This is a genomic window from Methylobacterium sp. A49B, assembly GCF_053346215.1.
Genome location: NZ_JBKFBO010000151.1, coordinates 41,552 through 66,268, shown reverse-complemented (window position 1 = coordinate 66,268; position 24,717 = coordinate 41,552). Strand labels below are relative to the sequence as shown.

9 protein-coding genes are annotated in these 24,717 nt (G+C 70.8%); 3 read left to right on the top strand and 6 right to left on the bottom strand.

Annotated elements, in window-relative coordinates; all coding sequences use genetic code 11:
• Window positions 1-469 precede the first annotated feature (469 nt).
• On the top strand, window positions 470-2,056 hold the full coding sequence (locus ACLBX9_RS32135; RefSeq protein ID WP_447721746.1) for a methyl-accepting chemotaxis protein: 1,587 nt from the start codon (window positions 470-472) through the stop codon (window positions 2,054-2,056).
• A 71-nt stretch (window positions 2,057-2,127) separates the two neighbouring features.
• Here the strand turns inward: ACLBX9_RS32135 and ACLBX9_RS32130 are convergent, their stop codons facing one another.
• Entirely contained in the window at window positions 2,128-4,593 is a 2,466-nt protein-coding gene (locus ACLBX9_RS32130; protein WP_244625569.1) for a glycogen/starch/alpha-glucan phosphorylase, read from the bottom strand.
• Window positions 4,594-5,062: 469 nt separating this feature from the next.
• On the opposite strand from ACLBX9_RS32130, the gene ACLBX9_RS32125 reads away from it, so the two are divergent.
• Window positions 5,063-6,646 (top strand): alpha-amylase family glycosyl hydrolase, encoded by a 1,584-nt coding sequence (locus ACLBX9_RS32125; RefSeq protein WP_010687042.1) that lies wholly within the window; start codon window positions 5,063-5,065, stop codon window positions 6,644-6,646.
• 227 nt (window positions 6,647-6,873) lie between these two features.
• Window positions 6,874-8,412: a glycogen synthase GlgA gene (gene glgA, locus ACLBX9_RS32120; protein ID WP_010687041.1), complete on the top strand. Its 1,539-nt coding sequence runs from the start codon at window positions 6,874-6,876 to the stop codon at window positions 8,410-8,412.
• Between the two features lie 71 nt (window positions 8,413-8,483).
• Here the strand turns inward: glgA and glgB are convergent, their stop codons facing one another.
• From glgB to treZ, 5 genes are all read right to left on the bottom strand, one after another.
• On the bottom strand, window positions 8,484-10,766 hold the full coding sequence (glgB, locus tag ACLBX9_RS32115; RefSeq protein ID WP_447721745.1) for a 1,4-alpha-glucan branching protein GlgB: 2,283 nt from the start codon (window positions 10,764-10,766) through the stop codon (window positions 8,484-8,486).
• Window positions 10,763-14,041, bottom strand: a complete 3,279-nt coding sequence (treS, locus tag ACLBX9_RS32110) for a maltose alpha-D-glucosyltransferase (protein ID WP_447721744.1) — start codon at window positions 14,039-14,041, stop codon at window positions 10,763-10,765. Before treS ends, glgB begins: the two co-directional genes overlap by 4 nt.
• Before the next feature lie 149 nt (window positions 14,042-14,190).
• Window positions 14,191-17,586: a maltotransferase domain-containing protein gene (locus ACLBX9_RS32105; RefSeq protein WP_010687038.1), complete on the bottom strand. Its 3,396-nt coding sequence runs from the start codon at window positions 17,584-17,586 to the stop codon at window positions 14,191-14,193.
• Window positions 17,587-17,821: 235 nt separating this feature from the next.
• On the bottom strand, window positions 17,822-22,735 hold the full coding sequence (locus ACLBX9_RS32100) for a malto-oligosyltrehalose synthase (protein ID WP_447721743.1): 4,914 nt from the start codon (window positions 22,733-22,735) through the stop codon (window positions 17,822-17,824).
• Window positions 22,732-24,537: a malto-oligosyltrehalose trehalohydrolase gene (treZ, locus tag ACLBX9_RS32095; RefSeq protein ID WP_447721742.1), complete on the bottom strand. Its 1,806-nt coding sequence runs from the start codon at window positions 24,535-24,537 to the stop codon at window positions 22,732-22,734. Before treZ ends, ACLBX9_RS32100 begins: the two co-directional genes overlap by 4 nt.
• Between the last annotated feature and the right edge of the window lie 180 nt (window positions 24,538-24,717).

Here is a 24,717-nt window from a genome sequence, read left to right as displayed (position 1 = left end):
GGGCAGCGGCGCGTTGTCGATGGCGGTCCTCTGAGACCGTCCGGCGGCCGCGAGGCTCATCGGACCGGAAGGCCGGGTTCCGGCAGCCGAACGGCACGGCTCCCGACCCGATCCGAGGGCGTCGCGGACGTCGATGCCTCCAGGACAGCCAGCGATGTCCTACAGCAGGCGCTGTGGCGCTCGACGGCCGCAACTTGTCTTACGCATGTCTGACGCGTGCATTGTATTTATATGCGGATCGAATATATGACGAATGCGCAAAAATATATCGTATCAAAAAACAAATATTTTGAAGACTGGATTCAAAGAATTTATCTGTGCTAAGCCCCCGCCCGAGTCGAGGCGGAGATCAACGCGGATGCGGTTCTTGAGAAACGCCAAATTGACGGTGAAGATGTCTGCACCGATTCTCATCATGGTGCTGGCTAGTTCGATATTGATTTCCTATTCGATAAGTTCTTTCAAATCCATGGAGCAGAGAAACATCTATCTGGTGGACTATTATTTCAAGCGACTGGAGATGTTCGCGCAGGTCCGGGAGAAGTTCCTCGACGCGGCCCTCATGAACCGCAACATCATCATCGGCCAGCCGGAGAGCGACCTCCCCCTGTATCGCAAACGCTACGAGGACTCCGTCAAGGCGGTGGCCGACAGCATCGAGACGCTGGCGGCGGGTTCCCGGCGAAAGGAGGTTCAGGATATCCAGCGCACCATCGGCAGGATAGCCCGGGATTATTTCGACCTGCTCGACCGCGCCAACGCCCTCGCCCTCCGGAACGACAGGGCCGCGGCCATCCAGGCCGGCCTCGTCGCGGGCCGCGACATCCGGGCCCGGTTCGAGAGGGCGGCCCAGGATTACGAGGCGCTGGCGACGGCCCGCCTCGGCGAGGCGAAGATCGCCACCCAGCAGGAGGCCGAGCAGGCGCGGACGGTGCTGATCGGCTCCGCCCTGGTGGGCCTGCTCGCCGCCCTGGGCCTCTCCGCGGTCATCGTCATGTTCGGCGTGACGCGGCCCCTGCACCGCCTCGTCGCCGTGCTGCAGCGCATGGCCCAGGGCGACATCGAGGCCACGATCGCGGAGGCGCGGCGGGGCGACGAGATCGGGACGGTCGGCCGGGCGGTCGAGGCGATCAAGGCCATGGTCGCCCGCACCGCCGCCGCCGAGGCCGAGCGCAGGCGGCTCGCGGATGCCGGAGCCGCCCGGGTGCGCAAGGACGCCATGATGGGCCTGGCCCGGACCTTCGAGGAGGCGGTGGCCAAGATCGTGGACCGCGTCTCCTCCTCGGCGAATGAACTCGAGGGCACCGCCCACCAGATGACCGAGACCGCCCGGGAGACGGCCATCCAATCCGGCGCGGTGGCGACGGCGGCGGAGGAGGCCGCCGTCAACATCAACACCGTCGCGGCCTCGACCGAGCGGCTCGGCAGCGCCATCCTGGCGATCGGCCACCAAGCGAGCGGCTCGTCCGAACTCGCCCAGCAGGCGGTCGGCGAGGCCGACCAGACCGCCGGCCTCGTGTCCGAGCTGCAGGCGGCGGCCGCCGAGATCGGCGACGTTGTGCGGCTGATCTCGTCCATCGCCGGCCAGACCAACCTGCTGGCGCTCAACGCCACGATCGAGGCGGCCCGCGCCGGCGAGGCCGGCCGCGGCTTCGCCGTGGTGGCGGGCGAGGTGAAGGATCTCGCCGAGAAGACCGCCAAGGCGACCGACGGGATCGCCGCGCAGATCGGGCGGATCCAGGGCGTGACCGGCGCCGCGGTCGCGGCGATCGGCACGATCATCGCGCGGATCCGCGAGATCAACGGGGTCGCGATCGCGATCGCCGCGGCCGTGGAGGAGCAGGGCGCGGCGACCCAGGAGATCGTGCGCAACATCGCCCACGCGACGCGGGGTGCCACCGAGGTGACCGGCACGATCGCCGGCGTCGCCGAGGCGTCGGAGCGGACGGGGGTCGCGGCCGATCACGTGCTCACGGCCGCCACCGCCCTGTCGCGCCAGTCCGAGCGGCTCTCGGCGGAGGTTGGCCGCTTCCTGGTCGGCGTCCGCGCCGCCTGAGAGCCGCGGGGCCTTCCGAAGACGGCGGACGTCCGCACGGCCGACCCGCCCCTCGGGGGCGGGCCGGGGGCTCAGCCCAGCCGGACCCGCCAGATCTCCCCGGCGTATTCGCGCATCGCCCGGTCGGAGGAGAACCACGCCATGCGGGCGGTGTTGCGGATCGCCTTGGCCCACCAGCCGCGCGGATCGCGCCACGCGGCGTCGATGGCGCGCTGAACCCGCCAGTAATCGTCGAAATCGGCGGTGAGGAGGTACTGGTCGCGCCGGCGCAGGTCGTCGGTGAGCGGCCGGAACCGGCCCGGCTCATCCGGCGAGAACCGCCCCGCGGCGATCATGTCGAGGGCCGCCGCCAGCCGCGGCGAGGCCTCGATCGCCCGGGCCGCGTAGTCCGGCTCGGCCTGCCGGGCCCGCACCCCGTCGGCCTCCAGGCCGAAGATGAAGATGTTCTCCGCCCCGACATGGTCGCGGATCTCGATGTTGGCGCCGTCGAGGGTGCCCACGGTCAGCGCGCCGTTGAGGGCGAACTTCATGTTGCCGGTGCCCGAGGCCTCCATGCCGGCCGTGGAGATCTGCTCCGACAGGTCGGCGGCCGGGATGATCGATTCGGCGAGGCTCACCGAGTAGTTCGGCAGGAACACCACCTTCAGCCGGTCGGCGACCTCGGGATCGTCGTTCACCGCCCTGGCGACGTCGCAGGCGAGCTTGATGATCAGCTTCGCCTGGACGTAGCTCGGCGCCGCCTTGCCGGCGAAGATCTTCACCCGGGGCGTCCAGTCCCGGTGCGGCTCGGCCTTGATCGCCTGGTAGAGCGCCACGGTCTCGATGATGTTGAGGAGCTGGCGCTTGTACTCGTGGATGCGCTTGACCTGGACGTCGAACAGCGCGGCCGGATCGACGTCGATGCCGGTGCGCTCGGCGATGATCGCCGCCAGGGCTTCCTTGCGCTCCCGGCGCACGGCCGCGTAGCGCGCCACGAAGGCCGGATCCTCGGCCTGGGCCTCGAGGCCGCGCAGCAGCTCGGGGTTGTCGAGGACGCCCGCCCCCACCGTCTCCACGGCGAGCCGGGTGAGGCCCGGATTGGCGTTGTGGAACCAGCGGCGGAAGGTGATGCCGTTGGTCTTGTTGACGATCTTGTCCGGATCCAGCGCGTGCAGGTCCGAGAAGACCGTGGAGCGCATCAGGTCCGTGTGCAGCGCCGAGACGCCGTTGACCCGGCGGGCGCCGTGGAAGGCGAGGTGCCCCATGCGCACCCGGCGGCCGTGCGACTCGTCGATCAGCGAGATCGCGGCGAGGTAGGCGGCGGCATCCGCCGACCCTTGCCGGCCGTGCTTGGCCTGCTCCTCCAGGTGCATCCAGTTGATCAGGTAGATGATCTGCATGTGGCGCGGCAGCAGCCGCTCCATCAGCTCCACCGGCCAGGTCTCCAGCGCCTCGGGCAGGAGGGTGTGGTTCGTGTAGTGCAGCGTGTGGGTGGTGACGTGCCACGCATCCTCCCAGGCGAGGCCGTAGACGTCGAGCAGGAGCCGCATCAGCTCCGGCACGGCGATCGCCGGATGCGTGTCGTTGAGCTGGATCGCCGCGTGGTCCGGCAGGGACCGGACGTCGCCGCGCTCCGCCACGTGGCGGGCCACGAGATCCTGGATCGAGGCCGCGGTGAAGAAGTATTCCTGGCGCAGGCGCAGCTCCTGGCCCTCGGCCGAGGAGTCGCTCGGGTAGAGCACCCGGGAGATCGCCTCGGCGCGCATCCGCGCCGCCACCGCGCCGACATGGTCGCCGCCGTTGAAGCGGGCGAGGTCCACGGGCTCGCCGGCCTCGGCCTTCCACAGGCGCAGGGCGTTGACGTGGCGCCCGCGCCAGCCGACCACCGGCACGTCGTGGGCCACCGCCCGCACGGTCTCGGCGGGCTGCCAGTGGCGCCGGATCACCCCGGCTTCCGCGGAGGACATCGTGACCGCGCCGCCGAAGCCGATCGCGTAGGTCGCCTCGGGCCGGGCGAACTCCCAGGGGTTGCCCTCGGCGAGCCAGGTCTCCGGCGCCTCCCGCTGCCAGCCGTCCTCGAAGGACTGGCGGAACAGGCCGTGGTCGTAGCGGATGCCGTAGCCCATGGCCGGGATGCCGATGCTGGCCATGCTCTCCATGAAGCAGGCGGCCAGCCGCCCGAGGCCGCCGTTGCCGAGCGCCGCGTCCGGCTCGGCCTCCTGTACGGCGTCGAGATCGACCCCGAGTTCGCGGAGCGCGGCGCGGGTGGTCTCGGTCAGGCCGAGGTTGTTCATCGCGTCCGACATCAGCCGGCCGATCAGGAACTCCAGCGACAGGTAGTAGACGCGCTTGTTCGGCACGCTGCGCTCGGACGCCATGCAGGCCGCCACGATCCGCTCGCGCAGGGCGAGGGCGGTCGCCGCGAACCAGTCCCGCGGGCGGGCGCTCTCCGGCGTCCGGCCCAGCGCGAAGGCGAGCTTGGCGCGGATCGATTCCCGCAGGTCCACTACCGCATCGCCACTTGCGGACAGGACCGGGGCGGTCCATGAAGCGGCCACCGGAGCCTCCGGAGCGCGCGCGTCACGGGCGGTATCCTGTCGAGCAGCATCCTGGCGGGCGGCATCTTGCGGCGCGGGCCGGATCAGAACGTCGTTCAACACGTGCGGGTCCCCCAAAAATCTGATCCCCGGATTCTCTGCCGGGGCGTCGTGGGCGGATTATCTCTCGTGATGGATTGCCGCCGCATGAACGGACCGGCAATCCGTGCCCCGAAGCGTCCGAGTGTGCGGTCGGCTTCCGGCGAAGTCGTGGCAGCGCCGCTCCAGCGCGGCGCGCGGGCACGTCCGGGAACATATGGCAGGCCATCGTGACATTCCAGTCACAGGCCCTGCATACCTCTACGTAGAGCCTCCGCGGCTTCGGACGGCTTCGGACGGCTTCGGACCGCCGCGCGGCGGCGGTCGCCAGCGCGCGGGTCTGCGGGTAACCCTGGCGGCGGCCTTGGGCCGGCAAGACGAGAGGGGCAGCATGACCGAGACCGTCTGGTGGAAGCGCGGGACCGTCTACCAAGTCTATCCCCGCTCCTTTCAGGACACGAACGGTGACGGCGTCGGCGATCTGCCGGGGATCACGGCGCGCCTGGACTACCTCGCGTGGCTCGGCGTCGACGCCGTGTGGATCTCGCCGGTCTACCCCTCGCCCATGGCGGATTTCGGCTACGACGTGGCCGATTACTGCGGGATCGACCCGCTGTTCGGAACGCTGGCGGATTTCGACGTCCTGATCGCCGAGGCCCACCGGCGCCGGCTGAAGGTGATCCTCGACTTCGTGCCGAACCACTCCTCGATCGCGCATTCCTGGTTCGCGGAGAGCCGGTCGTCGCGGTCAAGCCCGAAGCGGGACTGGTATATCTGGCGCGATCCCGCCCCCGGCGGCGGCCCGCCCAACAACTGGCTGTCGAACTTCGGCGGCCCGGCCTGGACGCTGGATGAGGCCAGCGGTCAGTACTATTACCACGCCTTCCTGAAGGAGCAGCCGGACCTCAACTGGCGCAATCCCGCCGTGCGGGACGCCATGCACGACGTGCTCCGCTTCTGGCTGGAGCGCGGAGTCGACGGTTTCCGGGTCGACGTGATCTGGCACCTGATGAAGGATGCGGGGTTTCGCGACAACCCGGCCAATCCCGACTACGCGCCGGGCTCGCCCGAGATCAACCGCTTCACCCAGGTCTACTCCGCCGACCGGCCGGAGATCTTCGACGTGATCGCCGGGATGCGGTCGGTGCTGCGCCAGTACGGCGAGCGGGTGCTGATCGGCGAGATCTACCTGCCGGTGGAGCGGCTGGTGGCCTATTACGGACCGGACCTCACCGGGGCCGACCTGCCGTTCAACTTCCAGCTGATCCAGACGCCCTGGCGGGCCGACGCGGTGGCCGAGCTGGTGGCCGATTACGAGGCGGCCCTGCCCGAGGGCGGCTGGCCGAACTGGGTGCTGGGCAATCATGACCAGCCGCGCATCGCCGCGCGGGTCGGCGCCGATCAGGCCCGCATCGCCGCGATGCTGCTGCTCACCTTGCGCGGCACGCCGACCCTCTATTACGGCGACGAGATCGGCCTCGGCCACGTGCCGATCCCGCCCGGGCGCGCCCGCGACCCGTGGGAGCACAACGAGCCCGGGCACGGCCGCGACCCGGAGCGCACGCCGATGCAGTGGGACGACGGCCCGAACGCGGGCTTCTCCGCCGCCGAACCCTGGCTGCCGCTCGCCGAGGATTGGGAGACCCGCAACGTCGAGGCGCAGCGCTCGGACCCGGCCTCGATGCTCACCCTGCACCGGCGTCTGCTGGCCCTGCGCCGCGACCACGCGGCGTTGTCCGTCGGCGGATACCGGGCATTGCCGCCGGGGGGGACGGAGGTGTTCGCCTACGAGCGATTCGCCGAGGATCAGGTTCTGCGCGTGATCCTGAACTTCGGCGGGTCGGCGCAGGACCTGCCGCTGCCCGAGGGCGACTGGACAATCCTGCTCTCGACCCGCGCCGGGCGGGCGGGCGAGCGGACCGCCTCCACCCTGATCCTCGATGCCGCCGAAGGGGTGATCCTGAGCCGCGCCTGAGAAGCCGTGCCTGAGGGTATTCGGCGGTTCTCGCACGATTTCCGCGGTGATTTCTTGCCGCAGTGCGGTATGGGTAACGTCGGCTTAAGGATGCCGGTGGCCTAGTTTGTGCGTCGCAACGGAACCGTCGCGGCGGAGGAGCATTGACCGTGGTTGAGATCGCGACAGCCGTGCCTGCCCGATCCTCTGCCAGACCGGGGCATTCCGCCCGGCCAGGATCGGTTTCAATGCTCGATGCGCGTCTCGGTGGTGCCTTCGCCGAGTGGTCTGCCGGCGCGGGTGACAACATCCGGCACGCGGCAATCCCGGCCCGCCCGGCCTCGCTGCGCCGCCGTATCCTGTACGCCACGCCCGAGATGGCGGATTTCGTGAAGACCGGCGGCCTCGGCGAGGTTTCGGCCGCCCTGCCCCGGGCCCTGGTGCCACATTACGATATCCGCGTCCTGATCCCCGGCTACCGGCAGGTGCGCGCCGCCTTCCCGGAGATCCCGGTGGTGGCCCGGCTCGACGGCTTCGCGGGCGTCCCGCCCTGCGACCTCGGCCTCGTGGAGGCGGCCGACGGGCTGCGCATCTACGTCCTGCTGAGCCCCGATCTCTACGAGCGCGACGGCACGCCCTACGGCGACCAGAACGGCGATTTCGGCGACAACGATCTGCGCTTCGCCCGCCTCAGCCTCGCGGCGGCGGACCTCGCCGCCGGCGCCGATCCCGACTGGGCGGCCGACCTCCTGCACCTCAACGACTGGCAGGCGGCGCTCGCCCCCGCCTACCTCGCCTGGCGCGGCCGGCGGGTCCCGAGCGTGCTGACGATCCACAACCTCGCCTACCAGGGCCTGTTTCCCCGGGACGCCCTGCCCCGCCTCGGCGTGCCCGATTCCGCCTTCCAGGTGGACGGCGCCGAGTTCTACGGGCAGCTCTCCTTCCTGAAGGCCGGCATCTTCTACGCCTCGCAGGTCACCACGGTGAGCGAGACCTACGCGCGGGAGATTCAGACCCCCGAGATGGGCTGCGGCCTCGACGGGCTGCTGCGCACCCGCGCCGGCCAGGGCCGGCTCGCCGGCATCCTCAACGGCATCGACGAGACCTGGGACCCGAGCACCGACCCGCACCTCGCCACGCGCTTCGAGGTCGACGACTGGAAGGGCAAGCGGGCGAACGCCGAGGCGGTGCGCCGGCAGTTCGGCTTGGCGGTCTCCCGCGGGCCGCTCTTCGCCATCGTGTCGCGCCTCGTCCACCAGAAGGGGATCGATCTGAGCCTGCAGGCGGCCGAGGCCATCGTGGCCGAGGGCGGCCAGCTCGTGGTGATCGGCCAGGGCGAGGGCCGGTTCGAGCAGGCCCTGCGGGGGCTCGCCAAGCGCCATCCCGACGCGGTCGGGGTGCATGTCGGCTTCGAGGAGGCGCAGGCCCGGCGGATGTTCGCCGGCAGCGACTTCCTGCTGATGCCCTCGCGCTTCGAGCCCTGCGGGCTGGCCCAGATGTACGCGCAGCGCTTCGGCTCCCTGCCGATCGTGCGGCGGACCGGCGGCCTCGCCGACACGGTCGAGGACGGGGTGACAGGCTTCACCTTCGGGGAGGCCTCGGCGGCGTCCTTCGGGGCGGCTTTGCGGCGGGCGCTGGAGGCCTTCGGCCAGAAGAAGCGCCTCAACGCCATGCGGCGGCGGGCCATGGCGGCCCGCTTCGGCTGGGATCAGGCCGCCGACAACTACGCCGGGCTCTACGGCCGCGCCATCGGCAACAGCGTCGGGCTGCGCTGGCGGGCGGCGTAAAAGGCGCCCAACGGTCCTGCGATCCTCCCTCCCCCGCAAGGGGGGAGGGAGACGCGCGGTGCGCGTGAGTCCTACCCCTGCAACAAAAAGATCATCGTCGCCAGCGGCGGCAGGGTCAGCGACAGGCTCTGCTTCTGGCCGTGGCTCGCCTGATCCTCGGTCTGGCGGCCGCCCTGGTTGCCGAGGTTCGAACCGCCGTAGATCCCGGCATCCGAGTTGAACGCCTCGCGGTAGAACCCCGCCTGCGGCACGCCGATCCGGTAGCCCTCCCGCGGCACCGGCGTGAAGTTCGCCACCACGATCGCCACCTCGCCGGGCTTGGCGCCCTTGCGGGCCCAGGCGATCACGCTGTTGTCCTGGTCGTCCGCCACCAGCCACTGGAAGCCGGTATGCTCGACGTCGCGGCTGTAGAGGGCGGGCGTCGCGGTGTAGAGCCGGTTGAGGTCGCGGATCACGCTCTGGACGCCCTTGTGCAGGGGATCCTCCAGCAGGTGCCAGTCCAGGCTGTTGTCGTGGTTCCACTCCCGCTCCTGGCCGAACTCACCGCCCATGAACAGCAGCTTCTTGCCGGGATGCCCCCACATGAAGCCGTAATAGGCGCGCAGATTCGCGAATTTCTGCCAGCGGTCGCCCGGCATCTTGCCGAGCAGCGAGCCCTTCCCGTGCACCACCTCGTCATGGGACAGCGGCAGGATGAAATTCTCCGAGAAGGCGTAGAGCAGCCCGAAGGTCAGGTTGTGGTGGTGGTAGCGGCGGTGGATCGGATCCTCCTGCATGTAATGCAGGGTGTCGTGCATCCAGCCCATGTTCCACTTGAAGCCGAAACCCAGGCCGCCCGTGTAGGTCGGGTGCGAGACGCCGGGCCAGGAGGTCGATTCCTCCGCCACCGTGATCGTGCCCGGGGCGTGGCTGTAGGTCGCCTCGTTGGTCTTGCGCATGAAGTCGATGGCGTCGAGATTCTCGTTGCCGCCGTAGCGGTTCGGGATCCACTCGCCCTGGCGCCGCGAATAGTCGAGGTAGAGCATCGACGCCACGGCATCCACCCGCAGGCCGTCGAGGTGGTAGTGCTCCAGCCAGAACCGGGCATTGGCGGCGAGGAACGTCGCCACCTCCGTGCGCCCGAAATTGTAGATGTAGGTGCCCCAGTCCTGGTGGAAGCCCTGCCGGGGGTCGGCGTGCTCGTAGAGGTGGGTGCCGTCGAACAGGCCGAGCCCGTGGGCGTCGAGGGGGAAGTGGCCCGGCACCCAGTCGAGCAGCACGCCGATGCCGGCCTCGTGCGCGGCGTCCACGAAGGCCGCGAAGTCCTCAGGGCTGCCGAAGCGGCTCGTCGGCGCGAACAGCGAGACCGGCTGGTAGCCCCAGGACCCGTCGAACGGGAACTCGGTGATCGGCAGCATCTCGATATGGGTGAAGCCGAGATCCTTGACGTAGGGGATCAGGCGCTCGGCGAGTTCCCGGTAGGTCAGGTAGCGGTTGCCCTCCTCGGGCACCCGCGCCCAGGAGCCGAGATGGACCTCGTAGACCGAGATCGCCGCGTGGCGGGGGTCCTTGGCGCCGCGGGTCGTCATCCAGCCGGAATCGCGCCAGTCGAACTCCCCGGTCCCGTGGGTGACCGAGGCGGTCTCCGGCGGGTGCTGGGCCGCGAAGGCGACCGGGTCGGCCTTGAGCGGCACGAGGGCGCCGTCGGGGCCGCGGATCTCGAACTTGTAGCGCACGCCGGCCTTGAGGCCCGGCACGAACAGCTCCCAGATGCCGCCGTCCTGCCAGAGGCGCATCGGGTGGCGCCGTCCGTCCCACTCGTTGAAGTCGCCGACCACGCTGACCTTGCGGGCGTTGGGCGCCCAGACGGCGAAGCGGAAGCCGTCGATGCCGTCGAGCTGGCCCGACTGGGCGCCGAGCATCCGGTAGACGAGGTTGGTGCCGACCTCGCGCAGAGCCGCCACGTCGTACTGCTCGATGGAGGAGCCGAAGCCGTAGGGGTCGTAGCGGCGGCGCTTGGCGCCGTCCCAGGATTCCACCTCGATCTCGTAGAGGGGCCGGTGCTCGCCCTCGGCCTTCGCGACCCAGAACCCCTCCGGGTGGCGCTTCTCGAACGGCACGGTGCGGCCGTCCATGACCAGGGTGGCGGCCCGCGCCTCGGGCAGCACGGCGCGCACCTCCCAGGCCTTCGGCCCGACCCGGTGGGGGCCGAGCACCGAGAAGGGATCGCCGTGGTTGGCCGCCATCAGCGCGGCGATCGCGTCCGGATGGACGCTCGGCGGCTGCGCGGCGCCGGAGCCCGGGACATCCGCGGACCGCGCCGTCGCCCCCTCCGGGTCGACCCGCGTTGCGAAGGTCTCGTCGATCACCGTCATTCAGATGCTCCGGGCTCGTGTCCGTCCGTGTCCAGAATGGTGAGAACCCCACGGGCGGGGATTTCGATCCAGTCCGGCCGGTTGTTGGCCTCGTAGTCGACCTCGTAGAGCGCCTTGGTCAGCAGGCAGAGGCGCAGCAGCCGGGTCCGGCTCTCCGGATCGGTCACCGCCGCCCGGGAGCCCTCGACGGCCGCCTCGTAGCCGGCGAGGAAGGCCGCCTCGATCATGCCGCGCCACGCGGTGGCGGCGCCCCGCGCCCGCTCCTCGGCATCGGCGAACCGGGCGGCGATCTCGCGGGTCACGGTCTCGGCGCCGTACGCGAAGGAGCGCATCAGTCCGGCGACGTCGCGCAGCGGCATCGACTTGGCCCGGCGCTCGTCGGCCGGGCGCGAGGGCTCGCCCTCGAAGTCGACGATGATCAGGTCGTTCTCGGCGACCAGCACCTGACCCAGGTGGTAGTCGCCGTGGATGCGGGTCTTGTGGGCGCCCCGCACCGGTTCCGCGGAGAGCGCCGCGATCAGCGCCTCGACCTCGCTCCGGCGCTGGCCGAGTTCCGCGCAGGCCGGCTTGCCGGCATCGAGGCCCCGGTCGGCGAGGCCCTTCAGAGCCCGGAAGGCGCGCTCGGCCTGATGGCGCGCGTCGCGGGCCAGCACCGCGAGGTCGTCCTCGCCGAAGGGCTCGGCCGCGAAGGCCGGGTCGTCGGTCCCGATGGCGAGCGCCGCGTGCAATTCGGCGGTGCGCCGCCCGAGCAGGTCCGCCCAGGGCCGGTGGGCCTGGAACGCCTCCTCAGGCGTAGCGGCCTCGCTCTCGGGGGTGAGCACCACGGTCTCGAAGTCCCGGCGCAGGCCCTCCAGCATCAGCGTCCAGGCGTCGCCCTGGTTCATGACGAATTTCTGGAGCACCGCGAGGGCCGTGCGGGTGCCGTCCTCGGCCACGTGTTCGAGCGTGCCGAGCAGGGCGGGCGTATTGGAAAAATCCGCCTGCTCGGTGAGGAAGCGCCCGACCTCGATCTCGGGATGCATGCCCGGCTGCAGACGGCGCAGGAGCTTGAGCATCATCTTCGAGCCGATGGCGATCGAGGTGTTGCTCTGCTCGGCCGAGAGCCGGCGGATGTCGGCCACGTCGACCGTGACCTCCGGGTCGAAGGCCGAGGTGGTGGCGAAGACCAGCCGCCCGCTCTCGGTAGGGATCTCGGTGCCCTCGCGCATGTCGTCGATCAGGCAGGCGGCGAAGTCGTTGGAGCCGGCCGCCCCGTAGAGCAGGCCGGTGCGGGGGCCGCGGCGCACCCGCGCCACCGCGAAGGGCAGCAGCGTCTCGTCCTCGCGGCCCTCGTCGACGCCCACGGGCACGAAGTACTCGTGGCTCTCGCCGTTGGCGAGCTGCACCTGCAGCCGCGGCAGCAGGAAGCGCGCGCTGCCGTCGACGTCCTTCAGGGCGGCGCAGTCGATGACCTTGGTGGCCCTGATCCGCGAGCCCTTGGCGCCGAACCAGCGCCGGCTCATCAGGAACGGCGGCACCACGGTGCGCTCGAAGGCGACGCGCTCCCGCCCGCTCATCAGGGTCTCGATGCCGCCGGTGAGCACCAGGGTGAACAGCTCCGGCGGCTCCTGCTGCGGCCCGACCGCGCCGGAGCGGGCGGCGCTCAAGCTGAACCAGTAGAACCCGTAGGACGGCAGGGTCAGCAGGTAGGGCAGGTCGCCGATCGGCGGGAACTCGGTGCCGCCGGTCAATTCGATCGGCACCGCGGTGCGCAGCTCCGACAGGTCGAGCTGCACCGCCTGCGGCGCCCGGGACAGGTTCGCCACGCACAGGATCCGCTCGTCCTCGTGCTCGCGGATCCAGGCCAGGACCTTGCGGTTGCCCGGATAGAGGAACTGGATCGTGCCGCGCCCCAGGGCGACGCTGTTGTTGCGGATCGCGATCATCCGCCGCGTCCAGTTCAGCAGGCTCGTCTGCGCCTGGGTCTGCGCCTCGACGTTGATCGCGTCGAACCCGTAGATCGGGTCCTGGATCGCCGGCAGGAACAGGCGCTGCGGGTTCGCCCGGGAGAAGCCGCCGTTGCGGTCGGGGGTCCACTGCATGGGCGTGCGCACGCCGTCGCGGTCGCCGAGGTAGATGTTGTCGCCCATCCCGATCTCGTCGCCGTAGTAGAGCACCGGCGTGCCGGGCATCGACAGGACGAGGGACTTCATCAGCTCGATCTTGCGCCGGTCGTTCTCCAGCAGCGGCGCGAGGCGGCGGCGGATGCCGAGGTTGATCCGGGCGCGCCGCTCGGCGGCGTAGAACGACCAGAGGTAGTCACGCTCCTCGGCGGTGACCATTTCCAAGGTCAGCTCGTCGTGGTTCCGCAAGAAAATCGCCCACTGGCAGCCCTCGGGGATCTCCGGGGTCTGGCGCATGATGTCGGTGATCGGGTGCCGGTCCTCCCGGGCGATCGCCATGTACATCCGCGGCATCAGCGGGAAGTGGAACGCCATGTGGCATTCGTCGCCGTCGCCGAAATACTGGGCGGTCTCCTCGGGCCACTGGTTGGCCTCGGCGAGCAGCATCCGGTCCGGGTAGCTGGCGTCGAGCGCGGCGCGGATCGCCTTGATGACGTCGTGCGTCTCGGCGAGGTTCTCGCAGTTCGTGCCGTCGCGCTCGATCAGGTAGGGGATCGCGTCGAGGCGCAGGCCGTCGACGCCCATGTCGAGCCAGTAGCGCATGACCTCGATCACGGCCTCCAGCACGGCCGGGTTGTCGAAGTTCAGGTCCGGCTGGTGGCTGTAGAACCGGTGCCAGAAATACTGCTTGGCGACCGGATCCCAGGTCCAGTTCGAGGCCTCGGTGTCGAGGAAGATGATCCGCGTATCCTTGTACGGCTCGTCGGTGTCCGACCAGACGTAGAACTCGCGCTCCGGCGAGCCGGGGGGCGCCTCGCGGGCGGCCTGGAACCAGGGGTGCTGGTCGCTGGTGTGGTTGATGACGAGCTCGGTGATGACCCGCAGGCCCCGCTCGTGCGCCGCCTCCACGAAGGCCTTGAAGTCGTCCATGGTCCCGTAGGACGGGTTGATGTCCCGGTAGTCGGCGATGTCGTAGCCGTCGTCGCGCAGCGGCGAGGGGTAGAACGGCATCAGCCAGATCGCCGTGACGCCGAGGTCCCGGACGTAGTCGAGGCGCTGGGTCAGGCCCTCGAAGTCCCCGATCCCGTCGTTGTTCGAGTCGAAGAACGACTTGACGTGGATCTGGTAGATGATGGCGTCACGGTACCATTGCGGGTCGCTGCGATCGATCATCGCGTCGCTGCCTCATCGGTCGAATCTGACGGAACCGGCGGGGGGACCGGCCGGGACGCGGGCGGTGGGCCGCCGCGCGGGGTGCAATGGTCGGCGACGGACAAGCCGCCGCCGGTCTCACGTGTCATGGTCGAGTGCCACGGGCGGCCTCAGCCCGCAACCCGCCGCGGCGCCCGGAGGCGCCAGATGACGCAGGACCGCTCCGCCGGGTCGAGGGCGATCCGGTGGGTCTTGCCGCGCAGCTCGAACCGGTAGCCCTGCAGCAGATCCTCGACCTCGACGGCCCCGTCATCGGGCAAGCCGAACAGCCAGAGCGGCACCTCGTAGGTGCATTCCTGGCGGTTCTTCGGATCGAGGTTGACCATGGTGAAGATGCAGTTGTCGCGCTCCGGCGTCGCCTTGGCGTAGGCGATGATCTGATCGTTCCAGGCGCCCGTGAAGGTGACGTTGCGGAAGTCCCAGAGGGCGGGATTCTCGCGCCGGATCCTGTTGAGCTTGACGATGTGCTCGCGGATGTTGCCGGGCCGGTCGTAGTCCCAGGCCTTCAGCTCGTACTTTTCCGAGTTGAGGTACTCCTCCTTGCCCGGGTACGGCGCGGCCTCGCACAGCTCGAAGCCGTTGTAGATGCCGTAGACCGACGAGAGGGTCGCGGCGAGCGTGCCGCGGATGACGAAGCCCGCGCGCCCGCTGGTCTGGAGGAAGTACGGGTTGATGTCGGGCGTGTTGGCGAAGAAATTCGGGCGGTAATACTCGCCCATCTCGCCGGCCAGCTCCAGGGCGTAGTCGGTCAGTTCCTGCTTGGTGTTGCGCCACGTGAAGTAGGTGTAGCTCTGCTGGTAGCCGGCCTTGGCGAGCTTCTTCATCATCTTCGGCCGGGTGAAGGCCTCGGCGAGGAAGATCGCGTCCGGATAGCGGCCGTTGACCTCGCCGATCACCCATTCCCAGAACGGGATCGGCTTGGTGTGCGGGTTGTCGACCCGGAAGATGCGCACGCCCCGGGCGCACCAGCCGAGCAGGATGTCGCGCAATTCGATCCAGAGCGAGGGCAGGGCACCGCCGTAGAAATGGACGTTCGAGATGTCCTCGTACTTCTTCGGCGGGTTCTCGGCGAATTTCAGCGTGCCGTCGGGGCGCCACTCGAACCATTCCGGGTGGTTCTTGATCCAGGGATGGTCGGGCGAGCACTGGATCGCGAAGTCGAGGGCGATCTCCATCCCGTAGGCGTGGCTCGCCGCGACCAGCCGCTCGAAATCCGCGAGCGTGCCGAGGTCCGGGTGCACGGCCTCGTGGCCGCCCTCCTCCGAGCCCACCGCGTAGACCGAGCCGACATCGCCGGGCTCGGCCTTGAGGGTGTTGTTCTTCCCCTTGCGGTTGGTGCGGCCCACGGGATGGATCGGCGTGAAGTAGAGGACGTCGAAGCCGAGCTCGCGGATCTCGGGCAGGCGCCGGATGACGTCGTCGAAGGTGCCGTGGCGATTCACGTCCATCGACTGGGAGCGCGGGAAGATCTCGTACCAGGCGGAGAACCGGGCCGCGAGGCGGTCGGCGATCACCGGCAGGGTCACGGGATACCGGGTGAGGTTCACCCGCTCGGCGTTCCGGCGCACGAGGCGCGACGCGTCGGGCTGGAGGATCCGGTCGAGCTGGGCGGCCGAGCCGGTCTCCTCGGCGGCGAGCGCCGCCACGAGCGCGGCGAGGCGCTCGGCGTCGCGGCCGCCCCGGGTGCGCGCCAGGGAGGCGGCGGTCCCGACCAGCGCCACGCCCTCGATCGTCTCCAGGCGGACGTCGACGCCGGCGGCGCGCTTCTTCAGGGTGTCGCGCACCCAGGACGAGAACGCGTCGCGCCACGCGATCAGGGTGAACTCGTAGCGGGCGTTCCGCTCCAGGGGGAAGTGCCCGGCCCAGCGGTCGTTGTCGACGAAGACCATCGGGTCCTCGCGCCAGGTCTCGCCGCCGGACTTGTCGCTGCCGGCGACCCGCGACAGGATCGCGGCGTCGATGATCTCGTGGCCGTCGGAGAAGATGTCGGCCTCGACCCGCAGGGACTCGCCGACGATCCGCTTCACCGCCGAGCGGCCGCCGTCGAGTTCGGGGCTCACCGCCTCGATCACCACCCGGCCCTCGCCGTCCGGGATCCCGCGGGCGGGAAGCCGGGCGACCTCCTGGGCGTTGGCGGCGAGGATGCGCAGCTCGCCGGGCATCAGGTCGATGGCGCTGCCGGGGTGGAAGGCGATCGGCTCGGCCTCGGGCGTCCGGTCGACGAAGGCGCCGAGCAGGCCGCCGGTGCGGGCGATGAGCGCGCCGGCCTCCACCGGCACCGGCTTGTCGGTCGGGTTGTAGAGCACGATCAGCCCGTGCCGGGCCGAGGCCGGGTGGCCGGTGTCGAAGCGGGCGAGCGCCACGAGATCGCTGTCGGGGGATGAGATCCGGACCTGCGCGCCCTCGACGTTGGCGGCCGGCAGCTCCGCCCGCAGGGCGTTGATCGCCCGGATGGACGCGGAGATGTCGATGCCGGTCTCGTTCTCGCGGTCACGCGGGGTGGTCTCGACCACGTGCAGCGCCCGGCGGTAGCCCCACTCGTAGCCGATCGGCATCAGCACGCCCGCCGAGAAGAAGGCGGCCAGCGCGTAGCGGGTGCGCAGGTGCTGCGCCACGGCCTCGGGGCCGCCGCCGATGTCGGCGGCCAGCCGCTTCATGTCGTGGTTCTCGGGGAAGGCGATGGAGGGGGCGAGCACCCGCAGGCGCTCGTACTGCTCCAGCGCCCAGGGCTTCTTCAGGTCCCACCACGCGAAGGAGTTGAACAGGTAGTCGAAGCCGGCGCCGGCCGTGGCCCGGGCCTCCTCGAAGGTGCAGCCGAGCGTTTCGGCGGCGAACAGGCAGGCAGCGTCGCGCTCTTTGGCCTGCCCGATCAGCACCCGCCACGTCTCCGGCGGCACCTTGTAGGCGGCGTCGCACCGGAAGCCCTTCACGCCGAGCCCCTGGAGATGCGCCACGTAGGCGCCCCAGATCCGGGTCAGCGTGTCCCGGGCGGCCGGCGTGTGATAGTCGAGCTCGGCCAGATCACCCCAGACGGTGCGGATCGACGGGTCGTCCGGGTCGACGGCGGCCGGGTGCATGATCGAGCCGTCGGGCTCCTTCATGAACAGGTCGGGCCGCTCGGTGGCGAGCCGCGCGTCGTCGGCGGTGTGGTTGATCACGAGGTCGGTCATCACCGACAGGCCCAGCGCCTGTGCGGCGGTGCAGAAGCGGCGGATCTGTTCGTCGTCCGGCGTGCCGTCGGGGTCGCGGAAGCGCTCGTCCAGCCGCTCCGGATCGGCCACCGCGTAGAGGCTCTTCGATCCGCCGGTCTGGTGGAACGGGTTGAGGTAGATCCAGTCGAAGCCGAGGGCCGCGATCCGCGGCAATTCGGCGGTCCAGTCCGCGACGCGCCCGACCAGGAGCGGGAACAGGTTGTAGATCCGCGGCCCCTCGGCCCGGGGCGCGAGCGAGGCCGGCAGGACGGCCTCGGCTCCGGACGTCGCGGCGGCTTTGGTCGGTGCGTTCATGCGGCCCCTCGGCTCCCCTTCCCTGTGTCGTAACGCCCGAACCGCGCGGGTGTGCCGCGCGGATCGGCCCGACATGTCTCAGCAGAGTTGCGTGACACGGCTGCGGAGGGAGAGCAGGTCGAAACACCCCGACCGCCGCCATCCCTGCGAGCGCAGCGAAGCAATCCAGAAGCGCCACGCCTGCCGAGGTCGCGTGTCCCTGGATCGCTTCGCTGCGCCCGCGATGACAAAGGGATCACGCGTCCCGCCGCAGCACCGCGTAGGGCAGGTCGCGCAGGAGGGTGCCGAGATCGGCCCCGTCGCCTTCCCCCTGCCCTTCGATCACCCGCCCCGTCGCGAGATCCCGCCAGCGGGTCCCGGCCCCGAGATCGACCCGGGTGCCCGCGAAGGCCTCCCCCGACCAGACCGCCTCCCCGACGAAGCCCGCCACCAGCCGCGGCACCGCCACGAACAGGTCGCCGCCCTCCTGGCCGGGATCGGTCCGCCGGTAGGCGAGCACGTGGTCGGCGCGCGAACCCGTCGCGTCGACCGGCTCGTAGGCGGCGCTCGCATAGAAATCCGGGCGCTCGGCCCGCTCGGCGAGGAGCCGCGTCAGGGTCGCCTGCTTGACCCGCCCGTCCGGCCAGTGCGCCAGAAGCGCCGCCGGTTCGCCGCCCTCTTCCAGCATCCGCTCCAGGGCCGGGTAGTCCACCGGGCGGCGGTTGTCGGGATCGACGAAGGAGAAGTCCCAGATCTCGGTGCCCTGGTAGGTGTCGGGCAGGCCCGGCAGGGTGCATTTCAGGACCGTCCGGCCGAGGCTCGCCAGCATGCCGAGATGGGCGAGCCGCCGGGCGAAGGGCCGGAGCTCCGCCAAGAAATCCGAGCCCGGGGCGATCAGCGCCGTAAACAGCTTCCGGACCGCGCCCTCGTAGACGTCGTCGACGTTGACCCAGCTCGACCGGCGCTTGCCCTCGCGCATGGCCTTCTCGCCATAGGCGATCAGACGATCGCGGAAAGCCTCGATCGCCCCGGGCTCATCCCGCTCCAGCAGCTCCAGGGGCCAGGCGCCCAGGATGGCCTGGAAGAACATCCACTGGTCGTTGGCGTCGGGGGCCGGCTCGCCGTCGATGCGCGCGAGGTGGGGACCGGCCGTCCGCTGCCACAGGTCCCAGGCCTTGGCCCATTCCTCGGGGATCTCCGAGAGGGCGAGCAGCCGCGTGCGGGCATCCTCGCCGCGCTTGGTGTCGTGGGTCGCGGTGGTGATCATGGCGCTCGGCCAGTCGCGGGCGCGGGCGGTCTGGAGGTCGTGGAAGTGCTCGGCGTCGATGCCGTACTCGCCCGGATCGCCGCCGACCTCGTTGAGGCCGAGGAGACAGGCGTAGCGGTAGAACAGCGTGTCCTCCAGGCTCTTGGCCATGACCGGGCCGGTGAGCTGCTGGAACCGGCGGCGGTAGCGCAGGGCAACCCGCGGGTCCGGCCGGCCGGGGCCCGACGTCTCGATCCGCCCGAGCAGGACGTCGGCGGCGAAGTCGTGGACCGAGCGGTCCGGCAGGCTCGACCAGCGCTTGGCCTTGGCGACGGCGCCCTCGATCAGGCGCACGTCCTCGGGCTCGACCTCCCCCTCCTCCAGCTCCGGCGGCAGGTAGCTGCGGTAGGTCGGGAAGCGCGCGATGATCTCGATCAGCGCCCGGCGCAGCGCGTTGACGGTGAAGTCGCGGGTGCGCCGGTCGGCGTCGGCGACCTCCTTCAGGTCGGAGGTCAGCACCTCCAATTCGCTCGCGAAGCTGATCTCCAGGATCTCGGCCTTGGCGGCGCGGAGCTGGAACCCGTAGGGCTCGTCGAAGCCCGTGGCCCAGGTGTAGAGCCGCTCGACCTTCCCGCGCCGGGATTTGTCGACCAGGATCCCGTCGAGCTGGTTGAGCACGTCGTAGCCCGTGGTCCCGGCCACCGGCCAGGGCCGCAGCCGCTCGCCCGGCTCCAGGATCTTCTCGACGACGACGTAGAAGCCCGGTCCGACCGCTGCCTGGAGCGCCCGCGCGTAGCCCAGCGGGTCGGCGAGGCCGTCGATGTGGTCGATGCGCAACCCGTCGATCCGGCCCTCGCGGACGTGCCGGAACACGGTCTCGTGCGAGCGGTGGAAGATGTCGGACAGCTCGACCCGTAGCCCGGCCAGAGAATTCACGTCGAAGAAGCGGCGGTAGTTGATGTCGCTCGACGCCACCCGCCAGTGAGCGAGCCGGTAGGCCTGCGCCTCCAGCAGCCGGTGCAGCGGCCCGAAACTGTCCGGGCGGCCCTTGAAGCCGTTGAGCAGCGCCAGCGTGCTGGCGGTGGCTTCCTGGATCAGCGGCGACACGCCGTAGATCTCGGCGAGCCGGCGCTTCAGGCCCTCGGCCTCCTCGGGAAAGCTCCTTCTGCGGGTCTCGTCGGGGTCGATGGACATCGCCCGCAGCCGCTCGGAGATGGCGAGCAGTTCCGCGGTGGTGTCGTCGTCCACGGCCCCGATGGCGGCGATCACCCGGTTGAGGATCGTCGGATAGCTCAAGGGGCGGATCGGCAGCTGGTGCTCGTAGTGCCAGACGCTGAAGGCGCCCTTGTCGGGGTCGAATTTCAGCTCCAGCGTGCCCTTCTCCAGGGCTTCGCCGTAGCGGTCGCCGAGGAACGGGATCACGAGGTTGCGCCCGGCCCCGAGCCGCTGCCAGTCGATGTCGAAGGCGTCGGCGAACGGCGACAGCGAGCCCCATTCGAGCACCGAGAGCCACCACGGGTTGTCGGCGCCGCCGACGCCCATGTGGTTCGGGACGATGTCGAGCAGCAGCTTCATCCCGTGGGCGTGCAGCGTCTCGGAGAGCCGGATGAAGCCCTCTTCGCCGCCGAGTTCCGGGTTGATCGCGCCGTGGTCGACGATGTCGTAGCCGTGGGTCGAGCCGGGCCGCGCCGTCTGGAGCGGCGAGGCGTAGACGTGGCTGATCCCGAGCCGGCGCAGGTAGGGGACGATCCGGCCCGCATCCGCGAAGGTGAAGTCCTTGTGGAACTGCAGCCGGTAGGTCGACCGCGGCGGCGGCGCGGCGAGGCGCGCGGCGCCCGAGCGCGGGCCGCGCGCTTCGGCCGAGAGGGCGGCCGCGAGCTTCGCCAGGGGGCCGCCGGGGGCGGCGATGTCCACGAGGTCCCGGTCGAGCTTGCGCCGCCAGTTCGGGTAGCCCTCGGTCGAGCCCGGCACGTTGGCCTGGGCGAGTTCCGAGACCACGTCCTCGTACTGGACCGCCGTGAGCATCGCGGGCGCGCGGGCGAGGTAGCGGGCGGCGGCCTCGAAGGGCGCGGCGTCCGGCGGCTCGGCGGCGGGCAGCAGCTGCTCGGCCGCGAGCGCCTCGGCGAGGCGGCGGCGCTCGACGATGCGCTCGCCCCGCTCCGCCTCGGCCCGCTCCTGGTCGTAGAGGCCGAGCGACTGGCGGGTGTCGGTGTCGACCCCGCGCCACCAGCCGACGAAGGTCGGCAGGTCGTGGGTGGTGATGGCGGTGAGCGCGTCGCGCGGATAGGCCGAGGGCGGCTTGAACCGGCCGTCGGCCTCGCGCTCGAAGGCGAGGATCCGGTAGCTCAGCACCCCGGCCCGCATCAGCGCGTCGGAGAAGCCCTCGGGCGCCGTGCCGAGGTCTTCCGCGATGACGAGGCACTTGTTGCGGTGACTCTCCAGCCGCAGCACCGCCAGCATCGGCTCGAACGGCATGGCCACGTAGGCGCCGGCCTGGGCGCCGGCGCCGAGCGGGATCAGGAACAGGCGAGCGAGCTGGAAGGCGTGGTCGATCCGGATCGCGCCGGCGTGGCGCATGTTGGCCTGGACCAGGGCGCGGAAGGCCGCGAGCCCGTCGCGCTCCATCGCCAGCGGGTCGAAGGCCGGTAGGCCCCAGTTCTGGCCCTTGGGCGCCAGCAGGTCCGGCGGCGCGCCGATGGAGACCTTGTCGGCGAAGCGCTCGGGATGGGACCAGATCTCGGATCCGCCCCGGTCGGCGCCGACCGCGAGGTCGCGGTAGAGCCCGACCCGCATGCCGGCACCCAGCGCCGCCGCGGAGGCCTCGGCGAGCTGCCGGTCGGCGAGGTATTGCAGCCACGCGTGGTAGCCGACGAGCTCCGCGTTCTCCGCCGCGAAGGCCCGCACCGCGTCGGTGCCGGCGCGGCGGTAATCCTCCGGCCAGTCGCCCAGCCAGTGCGCCCCCTGCCCGCGGAAATGCTCGGACAGCGCCTCGAACAGGGCGTGCGATTCGAGATCCTCGCCGCCCTCCTGGCGGAAGCGCGCGAAGCCCGCATCGGTGCCGGCCCGGGCCGGCGACTCGGCCCAGAGGGCCCGGAGCACCGGGTCGAGCACGTCGTGGACGCCCTGGTGGTCGACGAGGGCCGCCTCCCGCAGCGCCGTGATCGCGTCCGCGCGCTCGGCGAGCAGCGCCTCGGCCCGGGAGCCCGCGAGCCCCGGCAGGCTGCGCGGCGCGATGAACAGGGTCTCCAGGAACAGGCGCGAGGACGGCGAGTAGGGCGAGATCTTGGTCCGGTCGGAGCCGAACAGGGCGTGGACCGGGCTCAGCCCCAAAAAGGCCGCCCCGCGCAGGGCGGCCTCGCGGGCGGCCTCGCCGGCATCCGCGTAGGTGCCGATGCCGATATTGGTGGCCGAGCGCAGGCCGTAGAGCTGGGCGGCGAGCCCCCAGTCGGAGGCCCCCTCCTCCGTGTAGGGGCGCGGGCGCCAGCAGCGCTGCGGCGCGGCGATCACCCAGGCCTCGGTGCGGGTCTGCCCGGCCTGCACGGTGAGGCGGTGATAGCCCGGCGTCAGGGGCGGCAGCTCGAAGCCCGGCTCCGCCCCTTGCGGGTTCGCCCGCCCCTCGCGGGCGGTGCCGCGCTCGTCCACGAGGCGCCAGACCAGGGTATGGGGCGCACCGTCCTGCAGGCGCACCGGCACCCGGGCGGCCCGGCGGGCCTCCACGGGCAGGAGCGGCGGGATCAGGCCGCGGCGCAGGTGCTCGACTTGCGCCAGGCTCCCGGCGATCGCCGCCTCGTCCTCCACCGCGAATCCGAGGGCCGCCAGCAGGCCGCGCCGCACCTCCGGCGGCGTCTCGACAGGCTTGCCGAAGGCGTCCGTGTAGCCGGATGCGACGCCGACGAGATCGGCGAGTCTTTCGAGAAGGCTCACGCGCGGGGCTCCGTCAGGAACACGCCGGTCCAGGAGGGCAGATCGCGTCCGGCCCCGTCCGGGGCGTTGGTCCAGACCACACGGGCGCCGCCCGGATCCAGCGCGAAGGCCGCAGCGCCGACATTGGCGACGAAGCGCAGGGTACCGGTGCCGAAGCGCCACGTGCAGTCGACCACGTCCGCCCGCGGCATCGTGGCGGCGGCGCCGTCGTAGCCGGACTTCGCCAGGGGCACGACCACATCGCGGCGCAGCCCCAGGAGCCGCGTCGTCTCGGCAAGCACCTCCCGGTGGGGCGAGCGCTCCCGCTCGGACCAGTCGAGCTTCGAGGCCTCGAAGGTCTCGCGCTCGGTGGGGTCGGGGATCTTCGAGGTGTCATCCGCGAAGGCGGCAAAACTCTTGAACTCCCGGCGGCGGCCGTCGCGCACCGCCTTGTTCAGGTCCTCGTCCGGCGCGAAGTCGACGAAGAACAGGAACGGCGCCGAGGCCGACCATTCCTCGCCCATCCAGAGCATCGGAATCTGCGGCGCCAGCAGGAACCCGGCCCGGGCGAGGTCGAGCTTCTTGGGATCGGCCAGATGGTTGAGCCGCTCGCCGAGCGCCCGGTTGCCGACCTGATCGTGGTTCTGGAGGAAGGTCACGAAGGCGGAAGGCGGCAGGTGCCCGGAGGGTTCGCCGCGGGGATGGTTGCCGAGGGTCGAGAACGGTTCGCCCTGATACGCAAAGCCCTCCGCGAGGCAGCGGGCGAGGTGGGCGACCGGTTTGTCGGCAAAGCTTTTATAGTAGCCGGCGTCCTCGCCCGTCAGCAGGACGTGCCAGCAATGGTGCAGGTCGTCGGCCCACTGCGCGTCGTGCATCTTCGGGCGCCCGGCGGCGTCCCGCTCCAGCCAGCGGGCCTGGTTGGCCTCGTTCTCCAGCATCAGGTGGATCTGCCGGTCGGGGAAGGTTCTCCGGATCGTCTCGCCGAGTTCGGCCAGGAAGTGGCGGGGCGAATCGTCGAGGATCGCGTGGACGGCGTCGAAGCGTAGGCCGTCGAAGCGGTACTCCTCCAGCCAGTACAGGGCGTTCTGGATGAAGTACTGGCGCACCGTGGCGCCGCTCTCCTTGCCGTCGAAGTTGATGCCCGCGCCCCAGGGCGTCTGGTGGCGCTCGGTGAAGAAGGTCTTGGCGTAGGCGTGGAGGTAGTTCCCGGCCGGGCCGAAATGGTTGTAGACCGCGTCGAGGTAGACCATCAGCCCGAGCCCGTGGGCGGCGTCGATCAGGCGCTTGAGGTCGTCCGGGCGGCCGTAGGCGCCGTCGGGGGCGTAGGGTTGGACGCCGTCATAGCCCCAGTTGCGCGAGCCCTTGAAGTCGGCGAGCGGCAGCAATTCGATGGCGGTGACGCCCAGCGCCTTGAGGTCGGGCAGGCGGCCCTGCAGACCGGCATAGGTGCCCTCCGGCGTCGCCGTGCCGACATGGCACTCGTAGATCACCGCCTCCTCGAAGGGCCGCCCGGCCCAGGCCTCGTCGGACCATTCGAAGGCGCGCGGGTCGATCACCTCGCTCAAGCCCGAGACGTCGTCGGGCTGGAAGCGGGAGGCGGGATCGGGGGCGATCAGGTCGCCGTCGATGCGGAAGCCGTAGCGGGCGCCGGGCTTCACGCCGGGCAGGGCGGTGCGCCGCCAGCCGCCGCCGGATTCGGGCAGCGGGTGGTCGACACCGTCGACGACGAGGTCCACGTTCTGGGCGGTGGGCGCCCAGAGGGCGAAGCGGACGCCGCCCTCGACCATCTCGGCCCCGAATTCCATGCTGTGGGCGCGCCGCATCGGGCCACCGTCCTCGTCGTTGGCCGCGCGGAGCGCAAGCGCGGCAGGCTCATCTGTCGTGGGAGAAGGCCCCGGGGTCGATCCGGTTCCCGCAGTGCAGCTATGGCGGATGCGGTGTGTGGCAATGGGGGATGGCGCGCGCGCGTCACCCTCCCCCGCGGAGGGGGGCGGGAGAGCCCG